This window comes from Myxococcus sp. AB056, from assembly GCF_006547365.1.
In the GTDB taxonomy this organism is placed as follows: Bacteria; Myxococcota; Myxococcia; order Myxococcales; family Myxococcaceae; genus Myxococcus; species Myxococcus virescens.
In genome coordinates this window covers 96,043-117,491 of the sequence record NZ_VHLB01000018.1, presented here as the reverse complement: position 1 = coordinate 117,491, position 21,449 = coordinate 96,043, and the positions used below count along the sequence as shown (strand labels likewise).

At 70.1% G+C, this 21,449-nt stretch carries 19 protein-coding genes; 9 read left to right on the top strand and 10 right to left on the bottom strand.

Annotation, left to right across the window (positions count from 1 at the left end; translation table 11 throughout):
• On the top strand, positions 1-831 hold an 831-nt coding region (locus FMP39_RS11175; RefSeq protein WP_194858353.1), incomplete at its 5' end, for an energy transducer TonB.
• Between the two features lie 26 nt (positions 832-857).
• On the opposite strand, the gene FMP39_RS11170 is transcribed toward FMP39_RS11175, so the two are convergent.
• Genes FMP39_RS11170 through FMP39_RS11160 form a run of 3 tightly spaced genes read right to left on the bottom strand, consistent with a single transcriptional unit; the run spans position 858 to position 3,839 of the window.
• Positions 858-1,964 carry a sensor histidine kinase gene (locus FMP39_RS11170; protein ID WP_141589901.1) on the bottom strand — a complete coding sequence of 369 codons (1,107 nt, stop codon included), beginning with the start codon at positions 1,962-1,964 and terminating at the stop codon, positions 858-860.
• A complete protein-coding gene (locus tag FMP39_RS11165; RefSeq protein ID WP_141589900.1) occupies positions 1,961-2,674 on the bottom strand; it encodes a response regulator in 714 nt (237 codons plus the stop codon). The genes FMP39_RS11170 and FMP39_RS11165 overlap by 4 nt, the downstream gene beginning before the upstream one ends.
• Positions 2,649-3,839, bottom strand: a complete 1,191-nt coding sequence (locus tag FMP39_RS11160) for a sensor histidine kinase (RefSeq protein ID WP_141589899.1) — start codon at positions 3,837-3,839, stop codon at positions 2,649-2,651. Before FMP39_RS11160 ends, FMP39_RS11165 begins: the two co-directional genes overlap by 26 nt.
• A gap of 471 nt (positions 3,840-4,310) precedes the next feature.
• On the opposite strand from FMP39_RS11160, the gene FMP39_RS11155 reads away from it, so the two are divergent.
• Complete coding sequence (locus tag FMP39_RS11155; RefSeq protein ID WP_228557877.1) at positions 4,311-4,538, top strand: di-heme oxidoredictase family protein; 228 nt, start codon at positions 4,311-4,313, stop codon at positions 4,536-4,538.
• Between the two features lie 24 nt (positions 4,539-4,562).
• Here FMP39_RS11155 and FMP39_RS11150 read toward each other — a convergent pair whose 3' ends face one another.
• The 6 genes from FMP39_RS11150 to FMP39_RS11125 all read right to left on the bottom strand — a co-directional run bounded on the left by FMP39_RS11150 (position 4,563) and on the right by FMP39_RS11125 (position 11,528).
• Complete coding sequence (locus FMP39_RS11150; RefSeq protein WP_194858352.1) at positions 4,563-5,045, bottom strand: MerC domain-containing protein; 483 nt, start codon at positions 5,043-5,045, stop codon at positions 4,563-4,565.
• A gap of 271 nt (positions 5,046-5,316) precedes the next feature.
• The gene (locus tag FMP39_RS11145; RefSeq protein WP_194858351.1) at positions 5,317-6,732 is read right to left on the bottom strand and encodes a DUF3526 domain-containing protein; all 1,416 of its coding nucleotides are present in this window, start codon (positions 6,730-6,732) and stop codon (positions 5,317-5,319) included.
• A 20-nt stretch (positions 6,733-6,752) separates the two neighbouring features.
• Positions 6,753-8,180 carry a DUF3526 domain-containing protein gene (locus tag FMP39_RS11140; protein WP_141589895.1) on the bottom strand — a complete coding sequence of 476 codons (1,428 nt, stop codon included), beginning with the start codon at positions 8,178-8,180 and terminating at the stop codon, positions 6,753-6,755.
• A gap of 10 nt (positions 8,181-8,190) precedes the next feature.
• Positions 8,191-8,895: an ABC transporter ATP-binding protein gene (locus FMP39_RS11135; RefSeq protein WP_141589894.1), complete on the bottom strand. Its 705-nt coding sequence runs from the start codon at positions 8,893-8,895 to the stop codon at positions 8,191-8,193.
• Positions 8,896-9,191: 296 nt separating this feature from the next.
• The gene (locus FMP39_RS11130) at positions 9,192-10,082 is read right to left on the bottom strand and encodes a LysR family transcriptional regulator (RefSeq protein ID WP_141589893.1); all 891 of its coding nucleotides are present in this window, start codon (positions 10,080-10,082) and stop codon (positions 9,192-9,194) included.
• 258 nt (positions 10,083-10,340) lie between these two features.
• Positions 10,341-11,528, bottom strand: a complete 1,188-nt coding sequence (locus FMP39_RS11125) for an SRPBCC family protein (RefSeq protein WP_228557876.1) — start codon at positions 11,526-11,528, stop codon at positions 10,341-10,343.
• A 236-nt stretch (positions 11,529-11,764) separates the two neighbouring features.
• Here FMP39_RS11125 and FMP39_RS11120 point away from each other — a divergent pair, with 236 nt between their 5' ends.
• Complete coding sequence (locus FMP39_RS11120; protein WP_141589891.1) at positions 11,765-11,986, top strand: hypothetical protein; 222 nt, start codon at positions 11,765-11,767, stop codon at positions 11,984-11,986.
• A 177-nt stretch (positions 11,987-12,163) separates the two neighbouring features.
• Positions 12,164-12,844 carry a phosphoribosyltransferase gene (locus tag FMP39_RS11115; protein WP_141589890.1) on the top strand — a complete coding sequence of 227 codons (681 nt, stop codon included), beginning with the start codon at positions 12,164-12,166 and terminating at the stop codon, positions 12,842-12,844.
• A gap of 19 nt (positions 12,845-12,863) precedes the next feature.
• Here the strand turns inward: FMP39_RS11115 and FMP39_RS11110 are convergent, their stop codons facing one another.
• Positions 12,864-14,054, bottom strand: a complete 1,191-nt coding sequence (locus FMP39_RS11110) for a fatty acid desaturase (RefSeq protein ID WP_141589889.1) — start codon at positions 14,052-14,054, stop codon at positions 12,864-12,866.
• A gap of 194 nt (positions 14,055-14,248) precedes the next feature.
• Between FMP39_RS11110 and FMP39_RS11105 the strand changes: the two genes are divergently transcribed.
• The 5 genes from FMP39_RS11105 to FMP39_RS11085 all read left to right on the top strand — a co-directional run bounded on the left by FMP39_RS11105 (position 14,249) and on the right by FMP39_RS11085 (position 21,389).
• Complete coding sequence (locus FMP39_RS11105) at positions 14,249-16,372, top strand: PAS domain-containing protein (RefSeq protein ID WP_141589888.1); 2,124 nt, start codon at positions 14,249-14,251, stop codon at positions 16,370-16,372.
• The gene (locus tag FMP39_RS11100; protein ID WP_141589887.1) at positions 16,369-17,760 is read left to right on the top strand and encodes a sigma-54 dependent transcriptional regulator; all 1,392 of its coding nucleotides are present in this window, start codon (positions 16,369-16,371) and stop codon (positions 17,758-17,760) included. Before FMP39_RS11105 ends, FMP39_RS11100 begins: the two co-directional genes overlap by 4 nt.
• 86 nt (positions 17,761-17,846) lie before the next feature.
• Complete coding sequence (locus tag FMP39_RS11095) at positions 17,847-18,227, top strand: response regulator (protein WP_141589886.1); 381 nt, start codon at positions 17,847-17,849, stop codon at positions 18,225-18,227.
• Between the two features lie 184 nt (positions 18,228-18,411).
• Positions 18,412-20,223 carry an OmpA family protein gene (locus FMP39_RS11090; protein WP_228557875.1) on the top strand — a complete coding sequence of 604 codons (1,812 nt, stop codon included), beginning with the start codon at positions 18,412-18,414 and terminating at the stop codon, positions 20,221-20,223.
• On the top strand, positions 20,223-21,389 hold the full coding sequence (locus tag FMP39_RS11085) for a FecR domain-containing protein (RefSeq protein ID WP_228557874.1): 1,167 nt from the start codon (positions 20,223-20,225) through the stop codon (positions 21,387-21,389). The genes FMP39_RS11090 and FMP39_RS11085 overlap by 1 nt, the downstream gene beginning before the upstream one ends.
• Positions 21,390-21,449 lie beyond the last annotated feature (60 nt).

The window sequence follows — 21,449 nt, the reverse complement described above, 5'->3', positions numbered from 1 at the left end:
CCCATGCACCATCTGCTCGTGGCCCCGGCGACCTTCTCCGCCCAGGCCCCGCGGGCCCCCGCGCCCATCGAGCGCCCGAAGGCGGCTGCGAAGGCAGAGCGAGCACCCGCGGCGAAGCCCCGTCCCACGCGGCCCGCCCCCCTCCTCATCCCGGACACGGGGACGATTGCCCGCACGGAGCTGTCGCGCGTGCCCTACTCGCTCGACGGTGAGCCCACCGCGCCCGTCCTGCTCGAGGACGCATCCCAGGAGTCGCCCGACGCCACCCTGGCCGAGGCGGCCTCCGCGCACGCCGACGAGCACGCCTCCGAGCTGCCCCGGGTGGTCGCCTCCGCGCCGGCGCCCTCGCGCGCCTCCGCGTTCGACGCCGTCTACAAGGCCATGAAGGCGTCGGCTCCCGTCAAGACGCTCCGGCCCGGAATCACCCCTCCCCGGTTCCTCTCGGGCGAGCGCATCCACCTTCCCAGCATCGCCTACGGGATTCAGTCCCACTTCGGAGGCTTCCCCAAGGGCGCGGTGGTGGCCCGCTGCATCATCACCACGCAGGGCTCCGTCACCGATTGCCAGCCCATCCAGGGTCTGCGGGGCCTGGAGGAAGGCGTCATCCGCACGCTCTCCACCTGGCGCTACGAGCCCGCCACGCTCAACGGGAGGCCCGTGGCCGTGCGCTACGTCTTCGACATCTGGTTCACGAAGGAGCCGGGCGGCGGAATGCACGAGTCCCGGCACTTCGCGGGCCTCGACCTCTCCGACGTGGTGGGCGCCGCGGCCCCAGGGACGTGCGACGACTGCGACGCCTTCGAGTTCCACAGCCCGACGGCGCAGCGGTAGCGCCTCCCGCCTTCCGCTGACGGGCCCTACCCCGCCAGCGGCATCCGGAGGATGAAACGAGCGCCCCCACCGGGCGCCGAGTCCACCTCCAGCGAACCGCCATGCTGCGTGACGATGGCATGGACGATGGACAGCCCCAGCCCCGAGCCCTGGGCCTTCGTGGTGAAGAAGGGCTCGAAGATGCGGTCCCGGACCTCCTGGGGAATACCCGGGCCGCTGTCGTCCACGGTGAGCCACACGCGCCCGCCCTCGTGACCCGCGGAAAGCGTCACGGTGCCTCCCGCTGGCGTGGCCTCCAGTGCGTTGAGGCACAGGTTGATGAGGACCTGACGCAGCCGCTCCTCCTCGCCCGCCACCGACGGCACCGGCGACTCGCGTGGCGAGACTTCCAGCGACACCTTGCGGGACGCGGCCTGTCCGCTCAGCAGGTCCACCACCCGCCGCAGCAGCTCGTTCACGTCCACGGAGGCGGGACGGAATTCGCGAGGCCGCGCGAACTGGAGGAAGTCCTCCAGGATGTGGTCCAGGCGGCGAATCTCATCGCGCACCAACAGCAGCGGCTCCAGCAAGGGCGCCTGCTGCCCATCCGGAAGACGCCGTAGACGCCGCTCGAGGACGGAGAGCTGGAGCGCCGCCGCGTTCAGCGGGTTGCGGATTTCGTGGGACAGGCCCGCCGTCATCGTCCCCACCGCCGCCAGCTTCTCCGTCACCTGGGCGCGCCGTGCCAGCTCGCGCTTCTCCGCGTGCAGGCGCACCTGCCGCATCGCCTGCTCCAGCGTCAGCAGCAGCTCCTGCGGCGCACAAGGCTTCATCAGGTACGCACACGCGCCCGCCCGCACCGCGGCCACCGCCGTCTCCAACGTGGCGAAGCCCGTGAGCAACACCACCTCCGAGTCCGGCGACGCGGCCTTCAGCTCGGCGGCCAGCGCCGTCCCATCTCCGTCTGGCAGGCGCAGATCCACCAGCGCCACGTCGAAGCCCTCCCGGACCCGCTCGCGCGCCGCCTTGCAACTGGACGCGCCGCGGACGGCGTAGCCCGCGTCCCCGAGCAACTCCTCCAAGTTGTCCAGGAAGGCCGCGTTGTCATCCACCACCAGGACGGACGGACGGGACGGAGAGGTGGGCTCGCTCATGAGGCGTGGGTGGGGCGTGCCGCGTGCGCCGTTTCCAGCACCTCCATCAGCGCGCCTGGGTCGAAGGGTTTGGAGAAGACGCCCGTGGTCCCGTCAAGCGGGGCCGCGTCGGGATAGGCGGTCATGACGAACGTGGGCAGGTGCGGATAGCGCGCGCGCAGCCGTCGCAGGGCCTCACCATCCGGCCCACCGGGGACGCGCAGGTCCACCAGCGCGGCGAAGGGCTGCACGCAGAGGATTCGGTCCGCGTCCAGCACCGAGGCCGCCGTCACACAGGAGAAGCCGCGCGCCCGCAGCAGCTCGGCGATGTTGTCGCTCAGCGCCGGGTCGTCCTCCACCAGCACCACCAGCCCATCCCGGCGAGCACCGGACAGCAGCTCCACCAACGTGGGGATGGGCACGGGCTTGGGCAGCACCGCGAGCAGACCTTCGCGCCGGGCCGTCTCCAAGTCATCCTGGCGTGGGTGCGCGGTGATGACCACCGCGGCCAGGCCCGGATCCACGCGGCGGAGGTGGTGCACGGCATCCGCGCCGCTCATGCCGGGCATGCGCATGTCTGTCAGCAGGACGTCGAAGCGCGTGGTGCGCGCCAACCGCACGGCCTCGTCACCGCTCGTGACGACAGTGGCCGCGTCCCCGCCGTCGCGCAGAATCTCCGCGAGGTTCTCCGCGAACGCCAGGTTGTCATCCAGCAGGAGGTACTGGCGCATGCGTCTCCTCCGAAGCGACGAGGGAAAGCCGAATCACGAAGCGCGCACCCGCTCCGGGACGGGGGACATACGCGATGCTCCCTCCATGCCGCTCCACGATGCGCTTGACCAGCGCGAGCCCGAGCCCGATGCCGCGCGCCTTCGTCGTCATCAGCGGCTCGAAGAGGCGGCGGCGGATGACGTCGCTGACACCCGGCCCGGAATCCTCCAGCACCAGCTCCACCATCCCCGGCTCGGGCGTGGCGGCGGACAGTGACACCGTCCCGCCCGTCTCCTCCAGGGCCTGGACGGCGTTGTCGAGCAGGTTCACGAACACCTGGCGCAGCTGCCCCGCGTCTCCTTGAACCGCGGGCAATGAGGTCAGTCCCTCCGCGCTCACGACGACAGTGTCGGGCCGCTGCACGGCCTTGAGCGCGTCCTGCCAGACCTCGTCCAACCAGACCTCCTGCAGGTGCAGGGGCCGGTCCCGAATCATGTCCAGCAGGTCGGAGACGATGCGGTTGGCGATGCCCACCTGGTCGCCAATCCGGTCCAGGTGCTTCATCGTGCGCTCGTCCACGGCCCCCGGGCGTCCGCGCAGGATGTAGAGCGACGTCTCGATGACGCCCAGCGGATTGCGCAGCTCGTGGCCGATGGAACCCACCAGTTGGCCAAAGGTGGACAGCCGCTCGCTGCGCGCCTGCTGCGCCAGCAGATCTTCCCGGTACGTGTGGAGCATGATGGCCAGCTCCAGGTCGAGAATCTTCCCCACCGCGGAGCGGGCCGCGCGGAGTGCCGCGGGCTGCTCCAGGTAGGTGGCGTCGATGTGGCTGTTGAACTCCTGCCGCAGGATGTTCATCGCGCCGAACATGTAGTGCTGCGGCAGGGCGATGCGCACGTGCATGCGGCCAATGCGGCAGCGCAGCGCGTAGTAGGCCTCGTCCCAGGGGCCGCGGAGGAGCTGGTCCATCCACACCTGCAGGGTGCCGCGCAGGTGGCCCACCTGGCTCTCGCCCCCTTCGAGCGCCTGCCGAGCCCCTTCATGCTCCAGGATGCGGTCGTAGAAGACGCGAGCGAAGCGCGCGAAGTGGGGCTTCGCGGTGGCGTGCAAGGTCACGAGAGCCTGCTCGTCCGCCGAGCCGAACCCCACGTACCGCTTCAATTCCTCGAACAAGGTTTCCGCCATGAGTCCTGGGGTAAGAGCCTATCCGCGCTGAACGCCTGGGCGCAGGAACTTCCTCCCCCGCTTCGCGCTGGCTCGGCACGCCGCCCAGGGGCCACGACCCGCAAGTCCAAGAACTCCGCCGAGGACATGACCTGGACCGCCTGTGGCGCACCGCGAATGGCCATGAAGGCTCCTGGAGCCAGGTCATTCCGGCCCGGCGAGAGCGCTTCAGCAAGCCCCAGGCCAGCGACTGAGCACGGAGGAAACCCCAAGGACGCACGCAAGATGTGCGCACATCCGACATCGAGACCCTCTATGCGCAAGGTTTGCGCGCGTGGGCTCATGGAAAATCCCGACAACAGAGAACTCTTGTCCGCGCCGCTCCGTTCCGGGCGGGGACGACACCGCCCAATTCACCATGCGCACTGCAAATGAAACACGTCTGCAACAACCAGGATGCCTCTTCTACGAGGCACCATGAATTTCAGCAGCATGAGGACGTGTTTTTTCCGGTGGACGCTCACCTCGGCCCTGCTCCTGCTGGGCTCGGCGTGCAACAGCACCTCCACTCCCACGGAACCCGAGGCGCCCTACCTCCACGACGGCGCCGCCAGCACCGTCACCCTGCATGGCGGCGAGGCGGAGTCCTCACGGCGCGCCTACGAAGCCCTCTCCGCGCCGGAGCGAGACGCCCTGCTCGCGTTCCTCCAGACGCTCTGAACGCCGCTCCGGAGTCCCGCCTGCTCAGGGCTGGGCGGCGGGACGCTCGCATGCGGGACCGCGGGTGAAGAGCCGGCGCCAGACACGGCGCTCCCACAGGCCCCCCGCGAGCAACACCGCCACCCCGCTCCACGTCAGCACCGGGTCCTCTTCCAGTGCATGCCCCAGCACCAGGAGCGAGCACCCCGCGGCCGTCACCAGCAGTGGGCCCACCCGCCGCAAACGCCGCGACCGCCAGCCACTCACGGCCAATGACACGGTGACGGCTACGGCGAGCAACACCTGGTGCGCGGACTCCGTCAGCGACAGTCCCACGCCCAGGAACGACAGGACCTGCGCATACGTCGCCAGGCAGGTGGGGCACACCGCGCACGCCAGCAACGGCACCAGCATCGACCAGCGGCCTCCCGGCACCTTCGGAGGCTCGTTCGGGTCGGCGGCGGCTTGAGCCCGGTGATGGACGCAGTCGCAGGCCGCATCAGGAACGGAGGAAGAGGAGGAGCGCATCACAGTCATTCCAGGGGGAAGTCGACCCCGGTGAATTCCGGAGCCGCGTTGTTCGACAATCCAGAGACGCACGTGCCCATGTGCGGCGTGACGTGACGCACGCCCACACACGGGAGGTACCCGCCAGCCACGTCACACAGGCGCTACGAGCGCCGCTCCGCGCTGAACCTCGCGCACCGCGCATGACCGCACCGTTGAGGCACAGCGCAACGGCCCGCGAGGATTCCCTCCGCGCGGGCCGCGAACCGCGACGACGACTACGGCCACACGCTCAAGCGATGCGGGGCCGTGCCAACCATGCCAGGCCCAGCCCCAACGCCAGCAGCGTCGGCAGCACGAGCGCGAGGAGCCCCAGCGCCACCTGGGGCACGACGTCGGTGCCTGGCTGCTCGACATAGGCGAATCGAGGCAGCCGCGCGTGCTCCGCGGCCCCCAAGGTGGCGCCCGAGAAGACGCGAGGAAGCAGTGCCTCACGCCACGTGGTGTGGAAGTGGTCGACCTGTCGCAAGAAGTGCTCGTGCCGTGAGCCTCCCGTGCCCGCCACGTCCTGGAGCGCCTGCTGGAAAGCCAGCGCGGGAGACAGGAAGCGCAGCACCCCCAGCGCATCCTGCTGCCGCTCCAACTGCGACTGGAAGGCCGCCACCACGGGCGCGGTCGCCCGGGCCGCCTCGTCCTGCACGGCCAACGCCGTGGGCCAGTACCCCTCCGCCTTGGCCCCCTTGGGCGCCAGCTCAGGATGGTCCTCGAAGTAGGCGGATAGCACCTCGCTGCCGCGCTTCTGCGCCTCCAGCGACGCCTCGCGCGTGGCCCCGACCAGCGCCACGCGGGACGGCACCGGATACAGGCCACTCACGCCCAGCTGCGCCACCGCGGGAACCACGACCACCAACACCAGCCACGCCCCCACGAGCACCAGCGCATTGGTGGCGGAGCTCAGGGCCCGCGCATTCACAGCCAGCGCCAGCGCGAACCAGAAGGCACCGTACCCAACTACCAACGTCAGCCAGCCCGCCAACCGCCCCAGTCCCCCTGCCCCGCCCGTCAGCGCGTAGCCGGCGACGCCCGCCAGCACGCACAGGCCCAGCAGGACACCCGCGCGGACCGCGAGCCTTCGCAGCGCCCAGCCGCGAAGGCCCGTGGCCTGCACGAGCACCAGCCGAAGCGTTCCGTCCTCGCGTTCACGCGACACCAGGTCAAAGGAGAACGCGAGCGCGAACAGGGGCAGCAGGTAGAGCAGCACGAACGACAGGTCCAACGTTCCTGTCGCCAGGTGCACCGGGTGCTCCAGTGTGTCACGCGCGAAGTCCGTGAGGCGCCCCTGGAGCGACACCTGGTAGGCGGACGGCAACAGGTCCATCTGCCCCACGGTGAATGCGCCCAGCGGTCCCGGGGGGAGCAGGGCTTCGGGCTGGACGAGCGTGTTGCCCACGGGCACCGGCATCGCCGGGCTCTTCCAGGGCGGCAGCTCCGGCCCTCGCCCCTGGCGCAAGGCTTCCGCCTCCTCCGCCAGACGGGCCCGCCGCTCCGTCTCCTGGGTAACGAGGCGCTGCTGGTAGGCCCGCAGGTCCCGGGTGAAACGCCAACCGTTGTAGAGGCCCAACGCCATCAAGCCGAGCAGAAGCGCGGCGGAGAAGGCGAGCATCCGGTCCTTCCGGAGCAGGAACCACTCGTGTCGAAGCAATGACATGTTCATGGTCTCGTCGTGCCTCAGACGGCGCTCAGGCGTGCGCAAGCGCGCAGCGCGAAGAGGGTGGTCCACGCCAGCCAGAGGCCCAGCAGGAGAAGCTCCGGCACCTGCGCGCCCAGCGCATCCGAGAGCCGCTCCTCGTCCAGGCGCAGCTCCGGCACCTCACGCCACAGCGACGCGTCCGCCTTGTAGTTCGCATCGCCGTATTTCGAGCGGAACGTGACGGCGTCATTCATCTGCTTCACCAGCCCCTGCCGGTACTGCTCCGCCTGCTTCGCGAAGCGAAGGTGCGCGGACAGGTCCGTCCGTGCGAGCGACGCCGACAGGTGCCGCAGCGCCAGCATGGGAGACAGCGGCGCGAAGAAGCGGTGCAGTCGCTCCTGTTCACCGTAGCGGGTCTCCAACTCGCCAAAGCGCTGCGCGCCCACGCGGTTGCTGTACTCCTCCCCTGCCTGGAGCGCGATGCCCCGGAAGTTGACGGGAAGCGCCTCCAGGGACGCCGCGCCGTTGCGCGCCAGCGTCTCGCGCTCGAGCGCCGCCTGTCGCTGATCCGCCGGGTCATGACCGCTCAGGCCCTTCTCGTAGTCCTCCGCCAGCTGCCGCGCGAAGTCCTGCGCCGTGGGCACCGGCGCCCACGCCCGGGCCGCGTCCACCGCGAGCCGGGGCACCAGCAGCGCGTTGACCATCCACGCGCCCAGCAGCACCACCAACGCCCCCCGGGAGGTCCGCGCCCACGCGCTGACCGCCAGCCCCAGGAACACGAAGCCCGACAGGTACAGCCCATACCCCAGTGCCAGCCCTGACAGACGGCCCAGCAGCTCGCCCGGCGAGACGCCCGCTCCGCCGCCCAGGCCCACCACCAACACCACGGCCACTACGAAGAGGGGCACCAGCAGCGCCGCGAGCGCCAGCCCTACGCCCAGGGCCTTGCCCAGCACGAGCTGATGACGACGCACGCCGGAGCTCAACAGCAAGCGCAGCGTTCCCTGCTCCCGCTCGGCGGTGAACGCGGAGTAGGTCAGCAGGATGATAAGCAGGGGCAGCAGGAGCTGGAGGACCCCGGCCCCCGTGAGCTCTCCGAAGCGTGCCGCCGCCGTGGAGTCCGCCGCGGGACGGTACTGGGTGGCATTCCGTTTGTGCGCCTCCAGGTAGACGGCGACGCCCAGATACGGCTCCACGCCGCGGTCAAACGTGGCCAGGACTGACTCCGGCTTGAACGCCCAGACACCGTAGTGCGCGGCCGAATGCGGGTTCTTCTCTCCCTGCTCCAACCAATGCTGTCGCGTCAGGCGAGCACCCGCTTCGCGCTCGGCACGGGAGTCCCGGACATGGAGCGCGCCGACCGCGATGCCCACGCTGGCCAGCAAGAACACCAGGGCTCCCGCGACCCGGAAGCGTCCGTCGCGAGACAGCTCCATCCACTCTTTTCGGGCGATGGCTCGAATCATTCGTCGGTCCTCAGCCACGCATGTGCGCCAGATAGAGCTGCTCCAGCTCCGCGTGCCCCAGATCCCGCGTGGCGCGCGTCTCCACCAGCCGGCCCGACTTCATGATGCCCACCCGCGTGCCAGACTCCTTCGCGCGGAACAGGTCATGCGTCGCCATGAGCACCGCCATGCCTTCACCACTCAGGCGAAGGAGCAGCTCGGAGAGCTCGTTGGACGCAAGCGGGTCCAACCCCGACGTGGGCTCATCCAACAGCAAGGCCCGTGCGCCTTTCGCCAGCGCGATGGCGATGCCGACCTTCTGCCGCATGCCCTTCGAATAGCGGCCAACGGGGACGTCCATCGCCCCCGGTTGCAGCCCCGCGCGCGCCAACCACCCGCTGGACTCCTGGGTGGACAGCGCCGGGCGGCCCGCCAGGGTGTTGAAGTAGGCCAGGTTCTCCCGGCCTGTCAGCCGCGGGTAGAGCATCACCAGCTCGGGCACGTACGCCAGGAGCCCACGCACGTGGGCCTCGTGTTGCTGCACCTCCAACCCGGCGACGCGTGCCTCGCCTTGCGTGGGGGTGATGAAGCCCAGGAAGAGGTTCAGCGTGGTGGTCTTCCCCGCCCCGTTCGCCCCCAGCAGGCAGAACACCTCGCCCGCCCCGATGGACAGGTCCAGGCACTCCAGGGCCAGGTGCTCGCCATAACGTTTGGACAGCTTCTTCGCTTCAAGCATGGGCCATCCCCATAACGAAGACCCGGCAACAAACGCAACTCGATTGCATCTCCGGCCTCTCCCTGGCAGCATTCCTGGCATGCGACAGGGCTCGGGGATTCCCGGACCCGGGAGGTCGAACGTGCTGGCGGTGATGGAAATGAGGCGCGTTCACCCTACGTCGCGTTCATCGCCAACGCGCCAGACCCGAGCGTGACCGTGCGCTCGCGCGCCATGGCGATGGCCGCGCTGGGTGCTCGCAAGACCTGGGAGTGCTCCGCGGCAAAACACCGGGCGCCCATGACACGGGCGCGCCGTCACTCTCCCCCACCGAGCAGATACTCCAGCAACGCACGAACAGGAGAGGACAGGCCGTCCCAGTCCTGGAAGCAGACACAGAGCCGGCGCTGAGCCCAGGCCTCCGAAAGAGGCACCTTCCGATAGGTGCCCTCCCGCTGATGCCGGTTGGCAACACGCTCCGGGACGATGCCCAGGCCCACGCCGTGAGACACCATCTCGCACAGCCCCCGGAAGCCCTTCATCCGGACGCGGAAGGACACGTCGAATCCCGCGCGACGTGCGTGCCCGTCAATGTGCTCCTGCAAGGCGCTCTCGGCCGCGAGGCCGACGAAGGGCTCCCGATACACATCACGGAGCGCGAGGCTCTTGGATGCAGCCAGCGGGTGCCCGGCGGGGATGATGAGCACCAGGGGGGCGGGCTCCAACGGGCGGACTTGAAGCGTGCCCGTCTTCACGGCGTCCGAAATCAGTCCGGCCTCCGCCAGACCCGCCTCGACCGCCTTGACGATATCCGCGCTGGTTCGCTCTCTCAGGTCGATGTTCAGCCTCGGGTGCCTGGCAAGCCATGGGGCCAGCTTCTCGGGCAGGTACTCGGTCAGCGCCGCGGTGTTGGCATAGAGGCGAATGGTGCCGCGCCGGCCTGAAACAAACGCATTCAACTCATCCTTCAACAACTCCTGTTGATGCAGGATCAACCGAGCGTGGTGCACGAGTGCGTCACCGGCCTCGGTCGTCACCACGCCCCGAGGCCGCCTCTCGAGCAGCTTGACGCCCACCGCATCCTCGATGCTGCGCAGACGCTCGCTCGCGGATGCCAGCGTCAGGTTCGCGCGTTGGGCACCTTGCGTGATGCTCCCCGCATCCACGATGCAGAGGAACAAGTGAAGATCCGCGAGGTCGAGCCGCATCGCGCCCCCTGCACACGCTGCCTCCGGTGCGTCCGAAGGGAGTCACGAGACATTCCGCATTGTGCCAGAGCACGCCGGGTGGTCCAGTCAGCGCACGTCGCGCGCCCACTGGAATCGCCAAGCGGCCGGACAACTGGAACGTGGCAGGTGAAGGCCCGCTAAATGGTCGCCTCGAACAGCGCCTCCTTTACGAGCCCCAGTCGGGAAACGGAGCCCCAGCGACTCAGGGATTGATTGAAGCGCCGGGGCCGGCACCGCCTAGTGAGTGAGGGGGCCCCGGGACGACATACGCCGGGGCGCGACCTGCTCGCGCGTCACCGTCTCACGGCCGGTAGCCCTCCCCCGCTCCAGCAGCGACTTGAAGCGCAGCAGGTCGTCATCCATCTGCTTCTTCGGGTCCGCGCCCAGCAGCTTCGCGAAGGCATGGCCAATGGCTCCCGCTGGCGGGTTGTAGGACAGCCGGATGTCCACCCGAGTGCCGCCGCGCGGCGTGGACTCGAAGTGGATGACGCCCAGGTTCTCCACCGCCGTGCCCTCCACGCTCTTCCACGCCAGCACCTTGTTGGGCACGAACTTCGTGACGACGGCGTCCCATTCGAAGTGCAGCCCCGCGGGCCCGCGCACCTTCCAGTGCGAGCGGCCCTCCACGCCCGGAATCACTTCATCCACGTGTGTCATGAACCGGGGGAAGTTCTGCATCTCCCTCCAGAAGGCGAACACCTCCTCCACCGGCGCGTTCACGTTGATGTCCTTGTGAAGGGTGATGGCCCGCCGTCCCGCGCCCATCCCCGTGAGCCGCCGCAGCCCCAGGTTCGTGAAGGCCCGCGTGCTCAGCATCACGCCCCCCAGGGTCGCCAGGGTTCCCGTCACTCCCCGGCGCCCCAGCCCCCAGGCCGTCAGCGTCAGGCCGCCCAGCGCCCCGAAGAGCCGTTCGGACGGCGACCAGTGCTCCTGGAAGAAGGGCCTCGACTCACCCGAGCGCATGGTGCCTCCTTGCAGCGCCGGGTGCGCTGAGCCCTCCGCATACGGAACAAGCTGGTTGTCCAGCCCATGCACCCCCTGCACCTTTCCGATGCGGGGCAGCACGCGCCGGAGTTCCTCGCGAAGAATGGGGCCTTCCACCCGAACCACGCCATCCCGAGCCATCACGCGAATCGCTCCGGGATGTGAGCACACCCGGCCCAGGGCCGAGCGCACCCGTTCCTCCAGGACAAGGTCCTCCACCGGTTCCCGGTGCAGCTTGCGCATCGATTCGAAAAAGACACCGCGCGATCGCTGCGAGAGGTCCCGAGCGACGACGCCCACCGCGCCTCCCGCCTCATGCGCCGCGTGGACGGCCTTCCCCTGCAGATGGGACCTGCGCCAGCGGCCACTGCGTGGGTCCGTCCAGTACATCAGCCCCAGACCCAGCCCCGCGCCACCGATTCCCCATAGGGCAGCTTTCATCGTCCGCCTCCTTCTGGCTCGTGTCCTTCGCTCCACGGAACGTGACGGCGGCGATGGCGCGGTGCAGCAGACGGGAAGGGGCTGCCTCGCTCGCGTCCGCGGGGGATGGCTGATCACCAACCGGGCGGCCCGGGGCCCGGAGGTCCTCGCGTTGACTGGGCAACGAGGGCGGTGCCCGCAGGCTCGGGCGTGCTCACTGTCTTTCGTGCTGGTCAGCCCGAGAGGAGCAACACGGCATGCCCGAGGTACCGACGACACCTGACTCGCCCGTGAAGGACCCCGACCCCGACAAGAAGCCCGGGCGTGAGCCTCCCGGGCCGCAGGCGCCGCCGCAGAAGGACCCGCCCACGCGCCAGCCGCCGGAAATCGAGCCGCCGCAGCCGCCCGAAATCAAGCCACCCGGCATTCATGACCCGCCGGTACCCAACCAGCCTGGGCGGCCAGAAATCATCGCGTGAGCAACACCGGGAGCGCGGCGGACGAGCACGCCGCGCCCCCGCGGTGGGAAGGCGGGAGCCCAGGCGAGCGACGGGCGCCAGCACGAACGCCCGTCCCGTTCCACGAGGCCACCGGCGTGGTCAACTTTCTCCTGACGAGCGCCCGCTCCATTCCAGGGAGCGGCGAGGAGTGGCGGTATGCGAGAGCCCGAATTCCAGGACCGCTATGAGGGAGGCCGCGTGCTCGCGGACCACCTGCTGCGCCATGCGCGGCAACCCGGCACCCTGGTGCTGGCGCTGCCACGGGGCGGCGTGCCCGTGGGCGCCGAAGTCGCGCGGAAGCTCGGAGTGCCGCTCGATGTCTTCCTGGTCCGCAAGCTGGGCACGCCCGGCCACGAGGAGCTGGCCATGGGCGCCATCGCCTCCGGGGGCGTGCGGGTGCTCAACCGCGAGGTCTTGGACGAGCTGAACATCGGCCGCGAACAGATTGAAGCCGCGGCCCGCCGCGAGGCCGTGGAGCTCCAGCGGCGTGAAGAGAGCTACCGGGAAGGCCGGCCGCTCCCCGACGTGCGTGGGCGCACCGTCCTCCTGGTGGATGACGGGCTGGCCACGGGAACGACGATGCGGGCGGCCGTGGCGGCGCTGCGGCTCCTGGAGCCCGCGGCCATCATCGTGGCCGTGCCCGTGGCCGCGGCCGAGTCCTGCGAAAGCCTGGCCCAGGTGGCGGACGAGGTCGTCTGCGTCCGCATGCCCGAGCCCTTCTATTCCGTGGGCCTGTGGTATCGCGACTTCGCGCAGACGGAGGACGACGAGGTGCGCGCCCTGCTCGCCGAGGCAGCCCGGGAAGGGGCTGCCAGCGAAACACAGCCCTCCGCCTGAGCCCGGCGCCTCGCGGACCTCAGCCGCGCGGAGCCGGCCCCCATGCGCGCATGGACGTCCGCCCCACCATGATGTCCACCAACCGCTTCACGCGGCGGAAGACGCTCTCCTGCACGTAGGGCACGCCGTGCTTCTCGCACAGCGCCTTCACCTTGGGCTGCGCCTGCCGGTAGCGCGTCATGGGCAGGCTGGGCCAGAGATGGTGCTCGATCTGGTAGTTCAGCCAGCCGTGGAGGAAGTCCACCACGTCGTTGCCGGTGGCGTAGTTCACCGAGCCCACCACCTGCCGCACGGAGAACTCCGCGCCGCTGCGCGCCCGGCCCTCGAAGCGGTAGAGGTCGTCCCCCGCGTGGTTGGGCGCAATCAGCACGAAGCTCTGGATGTTGGTGAGCACTTCCGCGAAGACGCTGTTGGCGAAGACGCTGAGGACGGCCCACGCGCCCAGTGGCGCGAAGAGCGCGGGCAGCAGCACGAAGCGCAGGCCCGCGTAGGGCAGCAGGCACGTCCACCAGAAGGCACGGCCTTCGACGGTGAACGGGTTGAAGGCGGTGATGAGGGGCAGCGTGCCTGATTCGTCCGGCCCTCCCGCGCGCTTGCGTTCGAAGCGCCGCCACTCCAGGAACGTGTTGGGCGCGTAGTACGTCACCTTCCACGTGCAGGCGAAGAACGCGACCAGCGCGTACTTGGCCAGCAGGGGCATGCGCGACTGGCGAAGCCACTCCGTGTTCATCTCCACCAGATCCGGGTCCGCCGTCTCCCCCGTGTGTCCGTGGTGCAGCACGTTGTGCTCATGCCGCCACGCCTGGGGATGAATCCAGTCCGGCCAGTCCAGGAAGCGGCGCCACCCGGTGGCGAAGCGCTTGCCCGTGTAGTGCGCCGGCACGCCCGGCACCTTGTCGTAGCCCCGGTGCGTGATGTGATGGGCCATCATCGTCCAGCGCGCCGTGTTGCCTTGCGCGATGAGCAGCGCCGACACGGGATTGGGCATCAGCCACGCCGTCGCGTAGCCCAGCGCGGAACAGGCCCGTCCCCAGCGTTCAATCTTCCGCGCGTGCGCCAGGTCCGCCTCGCCGAGCGAAGACTCCAACTCCTGCTTGAGCGCCTGAAGGTCCTGGGCGAAGGCTTCCGGCTCGGCGAGTACGTGGGGGTGGGAGGTGGGAAGGGATGTCCGCGGCACTTCGTCGACGAGCAGGGGGACTGCCAGGGTCATGATGGAATCGGCATCTCGGTGAGGGCATCCAGGTTGGCGGCCACCAATCTAGTCCCAGGCCCTAATATTCCGGATGTGGACATCCCTGGGACCGTTCCCTCGTCCGCGACACCATCAGGGCGGCACGCCAATGCCCGACGAGCCACCGTCTGAGCGGGGATTGCGGTTAAGCTCCCGCGCTCGCCGCCCACCGCATGCACGAGTTTCCTTCCCGTCGACAGTTGCTGCTGGCCGTCCTCGTGGCCACGACTCTCTCCGCGGCAGTCGAGGGAGTCTGGAGCTACTCCGGGGCGGTGAGCCCCCCTGCCCGCGTCCTCCTCACCGCCGCGGTGGGGCTGCTCATCAGCGGCACCCTGGCGCTGTTGCTCCTGCGAACCCGGGAGCGCGCTCACCGCGCACGGGACGCCGCCCTGCGCAGCGCGGATGACGCCAGCGCGCTTCGCGCAGCCGTCATGGACGTGACGCCCGTGGGCTTCGCCTTCTTCGACCGCGAGCTGCGTTACGTTCACATCAACACGGCCCTGGCGGCGATGCATGGTCTGCCCGCGGAGCGGCACCTGGGCCGGCACGTCACCGAGGTGATGCCCGACCTGGGCAAGCTCATCGCCCCGCGCCTCCAACTGGCGCTCACCACGGGGGCCTCCCTCCAGGACACCCTGCTCCAGGTGGAAACGCCCGCCGCGCCGGGCGAGAGCCGCTTCTGGTTCGGCAGCTATCTGCGCGTGTGCGGCGCGAACGGCGAGGTGCTGGGCGTCATCGCCGCGATGTCCGAGCTCACCGAGCGCATGCGCGCGGAGAAGAGCCTCCAGGAGCATGAGGGCCGGCTGGACGTGCTGACGCGCTCGCTGCCGGACTACCTGTGGGGCGGCAAGCTGCGCGGCGGGAGGCTGCGCGACTTCTACTGCACGCCCGTCATCGAGCGCACCACCGGCTATGCCGCCTCCGCGTTCGTCCAGCCCGCGCCGGATGGCGGACCGCCGCCGCTGTGGGCGGAGATGATCCACCCCGAGGACCGCGCCCGCTACCGGGCCAGCATCGAGGGCCTGGCCCCCGGCGCCGAGGCGGAGCTGGAGCACCGGCTCATCTGCGCCGACGGCCGCGTGCGTTGGGTGCGCAGCCGCGCCGCCGCTTCCGCATTGGATGCGCAGGCGGAGCTGCATGTCGGCTGCGTCGTCACCGACATCACCGACCGGCGGCTCGCGGATGACCTGCGCCAGCGCCTGCATGACAGCTTCCGCCGCTCCGCCCAGGAATGGCGCCGCACCTTCGACGCGGTGGCCTCGCCGCTGATGGTGTTGGGGGCGGATGGCACCGTCCAGCGTCTCAACGCCGCCGCCATCGCGCTCTTCGAAGGCATGGACCCGTCCGGCCAGCCGCTGTTCACCGCGGCCAGTGCCCCACCCTGGTCGCACGCACTGCCGTTGGTGGAGGAGCTGCGCCGCACCCGCGCCAGCGCCACCCGCGAGCTGGGCGACCCGGTGTCGCGCCGCACGTGGGAGGTGTCCGCCACGTGGGTGGAGGAAGCGGGCGGCGAGGACTCGCGCATCATCCTGGTGGCCACGGAGGTGACGCGTCTCCTGGAGCTCCAGGCCAGCCTGCGGCGCAGTGAGACGATGGCCGCCATGGGCGCCATCGTCGCGGGCGTGGCCCACGAGGTCCGCAACCCCCTCTTCTCCATCTCCGCGGTGGTCGACGCGGTGGAGGCGACCTTCGGCGCGCGCGCGGAGCTCAAGCCCTACGTCGACGTGCTGCGCGGCGAGGTGAAGCGCCTCAACCACCTCACGCAGGAGCTCTTCGAGTACGGCCGCCCCACCCGCGGTGAATGGGTGGAAGGCCCCGTGCTCCCGGTGGTGGTGGATGCACTCTCCGCGTGCGCTCTGGCCAGTGAGCGCGCCGGTGTGAATGTGAATCGCGAGTTGGCGGCGGAGCTGCCCCGTGTTCGCATGGACGCCCGGCGTTTGTTTCACGTGTTTCGCAACGTGGTGGAGAACGCGGTGCAGCATTCACCTGCGGGCAGCGCGGTGCGGGTGGCGACGGAAGAAGTGGAAGAGGCGGGCCGGGCCTGGGTGCGGTGCACCGTGCGCGACGGTGGGCCGGGCTTCCGCGCGGAGGACCTGTCCCATGTCTTCGAGCCCTTCTTCAGCAAGCGGCGCGGCGGCACGGGGCTGGGCCTGTCCATCGTCCAACGCATCCTGGAGGAGCATCAGGGTATCATCCGCTTGCGCAATCACCCGGAGGGTGGCGCGGAAGTCACACTGCTGCTTCCTGCTGTTTCTTCGCGTGTATCAACCCAGCACGTAGACTCCCTGAATTCATGACGCGCACCCGAATCCTTCTCGTGGACGACGAGCCCGGCATCCGCCTGGGCATGAGAGGCTTCCTCACCGCCCATGGGTTCGACGTGGACGAGGCCACCAGCCTCGCCGAGGCGCAGGAGGCGTTCCGCACCTCGCGTCCGGACGTGGCCGTGGTGGACTACCGGCTCACGGACGGCACCGCGCTGGAGCTGCTGCCGCGCCTCAAGGACATCGACGCCTCGGTGCCCCTGGTGGTGCTCACCGGCCATGGCTCCATCGAGCTGGCCGTCCAGGCCGTGAAGGAAGGCGCCGAGCAGTTCCTCACCAAGCCGGTGGAGCTGGCCGTCCTCAAGGTGGTGCTGGACCGGCTGGTGTCGCAGCGCCGCGAGCGGCAGCGGCTGCTGGCGGAGCGTTCGCGCCTCGTCCGTGGGACGGTGAACCCCTTCATGGGTGGCAGCGCCGCCATCCGCGCGCTCCAGGCGCAGGCCGAACGCATCATCGAAAGCGACAGCCCGGTGCTCATCACCGGCGAGACGGGTAGCGGAAAGAGCGTGCTCGCGCGGTGGCTGCATGAAGGCGGCCCACGCAAGGACGCGCCTTTCGTGGACCTCAACTGCGCGGCGCTCTCCAAGGACTTGCTCGACTCGGAGCTGTTCGGCCACGAGAAGGGCGCCTTCACCGGCGCGGTGGCCGCCAAGCAGGGCCTGCTGGAGGTCGCCGACCGAGGCACCCTCTTCCTGGACGAGATTGGCGACATGGACGCGGCCGTCCAGCCCAAGCTCCTGAAGGTGCTGGAGGAGAAGCGCTTCCGGCGGCTGGGCGACGTGAGGGACCGCCGCGTGGACGTGCGCCTCATCGCGGCCACGCACCAGGACCTGGCCGTGGCCGCCCGGGACAAGCGGTTCCGCAGCGACCTCTACTTCCGCGTCAGCACGCTCATCCTCCATGTCCCCCCGCTGCGCGAGCGGCCCGAGGACATCGTCGGGATGGCGCACCAATTCCTGGCGGAGCTGGGCGCGGCTCGAGGCCGCGGCGGCGTGGGGCTGCAAGCCGACGCGGAGACGGCCCTCACCCGCTACGCCTGGCCCGGCAACATCCGCGAGCTGCGCAACGTGCTGGAGCGCGCGGTGCTGCTATCCGGCGGCGGGCCCCTGTCCCGGGGAGACTTGCGCTTCGAGGCCACCGCCGGCGAGCCCGCCTCCGACGCCGACGACCACCTCACCCTCGAGGAGCTGGAGCGCCGCCACATCGAGCGCATCCTCCGCCGCGAGCACGGCCACGTGGAGCGCGCCGCCGCGCGGCTCGGCATCCCCCGGTCATCCCTCTACGAGCGGCTGAAGCGCCTGGGCATCAATCGGTCCGGATTCCAGAAACCGGATCCGGAGTCTGGACGCAGCAAGCAGTCTTGAGCCGTTGCACGGGAGCAAGCACCCGAATTTGCTTGGGACCGAGACAAGCCTGTCTCTGGCCCTGAGCTTGCTTCGGGGCCCGCTCAGTGGCTCAGAACATCCTGATCGTCGACGACGAGTCTTCCCTCTGCTGGGTGTTGGGCCAGTTCTTCTCCGGGGCTGGCTACCGCGTGGACTCGGCTGGCGCGCTGGACGAAGCCCTGGACCTGATGACGACGGGCCGCTACGACCTGGTCATCAGCGACCTGCGCCTGAGCGGAACGCTCTCCGAAGAAGGGCTGATGCTGGCGGACTTCGTGCGCCGCTACACGCCCCAGACGCGGATGGTGCTGCTGACGGCGTTCGCCACCCAGGAGCTCACCGACCGCGCGCAGGGGCTGGGCGTGGACCTGGTGCTTTCCAAGCCGCAGCCGCTGCCCGCGCTGGCTGAGCACGTCTCACGTCTGCTCGCCGCCGCCGCCGTGTAGTTCGCGCCCCTGCCGCTGCGTGCGAACCCCCAGGCTCCGCGCGACGACGCGTCATCGAGTTGCATGTCGCCGGGACGGCCCTGAGCAACTGAGACACCGACGGCTCATCGTTTCTTGAGTCAGTCATCCGCCGGTGACAACCTTCGCGGCTCCTCGGCGGGGCCCGTCCCAGCCTCGACCCTCCATGCTCTTTCCTCACTTCACGCGGTCCTCACCGCGCAGCTTCCTTCGCCGCGTGACACGGCTCGCCGCCCCGTTGTTGCTGGTGGCTTCGGCCACCGCCAGCGCCCAACCCGCGGCGTCGCAGGCCATCGACGTGCAGCAGTACAAGCCGGCCCCGGGTGCCTATGATGTACTCGGGATGCATGGCGCGCGCATCGCGCCGCACCTTTCCTGGAACCTGGGCGCGTCGCTCAACTACGCGAATGATCCGCTCAACCTCGTGGACCCGCGAGCGGACCGGTTCCTCTACCGCATCGTGGACAGCCAGCTCACGCTGGACCTGATGGGCGCCATCTCCCTGTTCGACCGGGTGGAGCTTGGCGTCGCGCTGCCCATCTCCCACACGACGTCGGAACCCGCCGCCGCGGTGGCGCCGGACCTGTCGAACGGCGTGGGGACCACGGGCGTGGGTGACCTGCGGCTGGTGCCGAAGGTCCGCCTGCTCTCCACCGACAGCGGCATCCATCTGGCGGTGACGGCGCCCCTGACGTTGCCCACGGGCGGCGGCTCGAAGTTCCTGGGCTCGGACACGGTGACGTTCCAGCCGCGCTTCGTGGCAGAGTGGGCCACCACCGCCGTCCGCCTGCTGGCCAACGTGGGCTTCAACGTCCGCCGCGAGGAGCAGCTGCGCAACCTCCGCGTGGGCAACGAGTTCGCCTACGCGGTGGGCGCCGAGGTGCCCCTCACGCAGGCCCTCACGGCGCAGGCCACCCTGGCGGGCGCGCTGGGCCTGAAGGAGACGAGCGCCGAGGAGCGGCCCATGGAAATCCTGGCCGCGCTGAAGTACCGCTTCACTCCGGGGTTGGCCGCGCATGTCGGCGCGGGCCCTGGCCTGTCGCGGGGCTATGGCACCCCGTCCTTCCGCGTGCTCGCGGGTGTGGCCTGGACGCCGTTCGAATCCAAGGGCGGCCCCGCCTTCGCCGCGGCGGTCTGCGACCTGGGGCCCGAGGACTTCGACGGATTCCAGGACGACGACAACTGCCTGGACCCGGACGATGACGGTGACGGCATCCCCGACGTCACGGACGTGTGCCCCACCGAGCCGGAGAGCTTCAACGACTTCCAGGACGAGGACGGCTGCCCGGATGACCCGAACGCCCACCAGCCGCCCGCCGAGGCGGGCCAGCCCACACCGGCCCCGGCGCCCCTGGCGCTGCCGCCCGCGCCGATGGATACCGACAAGGATGGCGTCGTCGACGCGGAGGACCTGTGCCCGACCGAGCCGGAGGACCTGGACGGCTTCGAGGACGAGGACGGTTGCCCCGACCCCGACAACGACCAGGATGGCATCCCGGACGCCGTGGACCAGTGTCCGCTGGAGGCGGAGACCATCAACGGCGTGAAGGATGACGACGGCTGCCCGGACCAGGGCAAGGCGCAGGTGCGCGTGGAGGGCGCACGCATCGTCATCCTGGACAAGGTGTACTTCGGCACCGGCCAGGACGTGATTCTGGCCAGGTCCCACGGCCTGCTGCGGCAGGTGGCCGCCACGCTCAAGGCGAAGCCGCGAATCCTGATGGTCCGTGTGGAAGGCCACACGGATGACCAGGGCAACGACACGAAGAACCTGGACCTGTCCCAGCGGCGGGCGAGGAACGTGGTGGCCTTCCTGGTGAAGGAAGGCATCGCGGCGCAGCGGTTGGACGCGGTGGGCTATGGTGAGGCGAAGCCGGTCGACACCAACGAGACGGCCAAGGGGCGCGATAACAACCGGCGCGTCGAGTTCAACATCATGAAGGTCGCCGAGCCTTCGACGGGAGGAGGCACGCGGTGATGCGGACAGCCCCTTGGATGATGGCGGTGATGCTGGCGGGTCCACCCGCGCTCGCTGCGCAGACGCAGGCGCCGTGCGGCGGGCTGCGCTTCGACAGCGGCCGGATCGTGTTCGGCCGGCCGCTGGCGCCTCAGGGCGCGGAGACGGACGCGTGCCTGACGCACGTGGCCCAGGCGCTCCTGGCGCGCCCCGCCATCCGTTCCGTGACGGTGGCGGCGAAGCTTCCGGACGCGGACCGGCTGGACGGACGGGGCCTCGCCGCTGCGAAACGGGCCGCGGATGTGCTGGTGGCGGCGGGCGTGCCCCGCACGCGCGTGTCCGCCATGGCACCGCCGTCCGTGGAGGGCGAGCCCGCACAGCTCCAGTTCGCCTACGTGGAGCGGCCCGCCCAGCCCGCGGTGGCCCGGCTACGGGCGGCCAGCGGCGCGGTGGAGGCCGGCGCGACGGAAGCCGAGCTCCTCGCTCGGACGGTGGGTGACTCGCTCTACCCAGGCGAGCTGCTGCGCACCGGCGCGGACGCCCGGGCGGAGCTGGCCCTGGCGGACGGCAGCATGGTGCGCGTGGTGGAGAACAGTCTCATCAAGGTGGGCGCCATCGAGCTGATGGCGAACCTCCAGCGCAAGGTGCAGTTGGACTTGCTGCGAGGCACCGTGGAGACGGACGCGGCGCCGGGTGGCGCGGGCTCCATCTTCGAGGTCCGCACGCGCGGCGCGGTGGCCGGTGTGCGGGGCACCCGGTTCCGCGTGTCGGCCCAGGACGACGGCACCAGCCGGCTGGAAACACTGGAAGGCAAGGTGGCGCTCAGCGCGGAGCAGGCCGAGGTCGAGGTGTCGGGCGGCCATGGCTCGCGCGCGAAGCCGGGCTCACCACCGGAGCCGCCTCGCCCGCTGCTGCCCGCGCCCACGCTGGTGGGCCCTCGAGGAGGCGCGTTCGCCACGGCCCCGAAGGCGTCCTGGCGGACGCTGGAGGGCGCCGCGACATACCGCGTGGAGGTGGCTCGCACGGCGGACTTCGCCGCGAGCGTCCAGACGTATGACAGCACCAGCCCGGAGCTGGCGATTCCAGGGCACCGCCAGGGCAAGTGGTTCTGGCGGGTGATGGCCGTGGACGGAGACGGCTTCGTGGGCGTCCCCTCGAAGATCTACGCCTTCGACGTCCAGCCCTGAGACGGTTGCGTTGCGTGCACCCATCCGCGCACGCATGATGGTCAGGCCCTGCCCGCCAGC

Bases quoted from the DNA above. Each gene is read 5' to 3' on its own strand.
- FMP39_RS11135 (WP_141589894.1), bottom strand. From the start codon at position 8,895: ATGCTTGAAGCGAAGAAGCTGTCCAAACGTTATGGCGAGCACCTGGCC.
- FMP39_RS11110 (WP_141589889.1), bottom strand. From the start codon at position 14,054: ATGACCCTGGCAGTCCCCCTGCTCGTCGACGAAGTGCCGCGGACATCC.
- FMP39_RS11105 (WP_141589888.1), top strand. From the start codon at position 14,249: ATGCACGAGTTTCCTTCCCGTCGACAGTTGCTGCTGGCCGTCCTCGTG.
- FMP39_RS11155 (WP_228557877.1), top strand. From the start codon at position 4,311: ATGAGGACGTGTTTTTTCCGGTGGACGCTCACCTCGGCCCTGCTCCTG.
- FMP39_RS11150 (WP_194858352.1), bottom strand. From the start codon at position 5,045: ATGCGCTCCTCCTCTTCCTCCGTTCCTGATGCGGCCTGCGACTGCGTC.
- FMP39_RS11170 (WP_141589901.1), bottom strand. From the start codon at position 1,964: ATGAGCGAGCCCACCTCTCCGTCCCGTCCGTCCGTCCTGGTGGTGGAT.
- FMP39_RS11140 (WP_141589895.1), bottom strand. From the start codon at position 8,180: ATGATTCGAGCCATCGCCCGAAAAGAGTGGATGGAGCTGTCTCGCGAC.
- FMP39_RS11130 (WP_141589893.1), bottom strand. From the start codon at position 10,082: ATGCGGCTCGACCTCGCGGATCTTCACTTGTTCCTCTGCATCGTGGAT.
- FMP39_RS11090 (WP_228557875.1), top strand. From the start codon at position 18,412: ATGCTCTTTCCTCACTTCACGCGGTCCTCACCGCGCAGCTTCCTTCGC.
- FMP39_RS11125 (WP_228557876.1), bottom strand. From the start codon at position 11,528: ATGAAAGCTGCCCTATGGGGAATCGGTGGCGCGGGGCTGGGTCTGGGG.
- FMP39_RS11165 (WP_141589900.1), bottom strand. From the start codon at position 2,674: ATGCGCCAGTACCTCCTGCTGGATGACAACCTGGCGTTCGCGGAGAAC.
- FMP39_RS11145 (WP_194858351.1), bottom strand. From the start codon at position 6,732: ATGTCATTGCTTCGACACGAGTGGTTCCTGCTCCGGAAGGACCGGATG.
- FMP39_RS11160 (WP_141589899.1), bottom strand. From the start codon at position 3,839: ATGGCGGAAACCTTGTTCGAGGAATTGAAGCGGTACGTGGGGTTCGGC.
- FMP39_RS11120 (WP_141589891.1), top strand. From the start codon at position 11,765: ATGCCCGAGGTACCGACGACACCTGACTCGCCCGTGAAGGACCCCGAC.
- FMP39_RS11085 (WP_228557874.1), top strand. From the start codon at position 20,223: ATGCGGACAGCCCCTTGGATGATGGCGGTGATGCTGGCGGGTCCACCC.
- FMP39_RS11115 (WP_141589890.1), top strand. From the start codon at position 12,164: ATGCGAGAGCCCGAATTCCAGGACCGCTATGAGGGAGGCCGCGTGCTC.
- FMP39_RS11100 (WP_141589887.1), top strand. From the start codon at position 16,369: ATGACGCGCACCCGAATCCTTCTCGTGGACGACGAGCCCGGCATCCGC.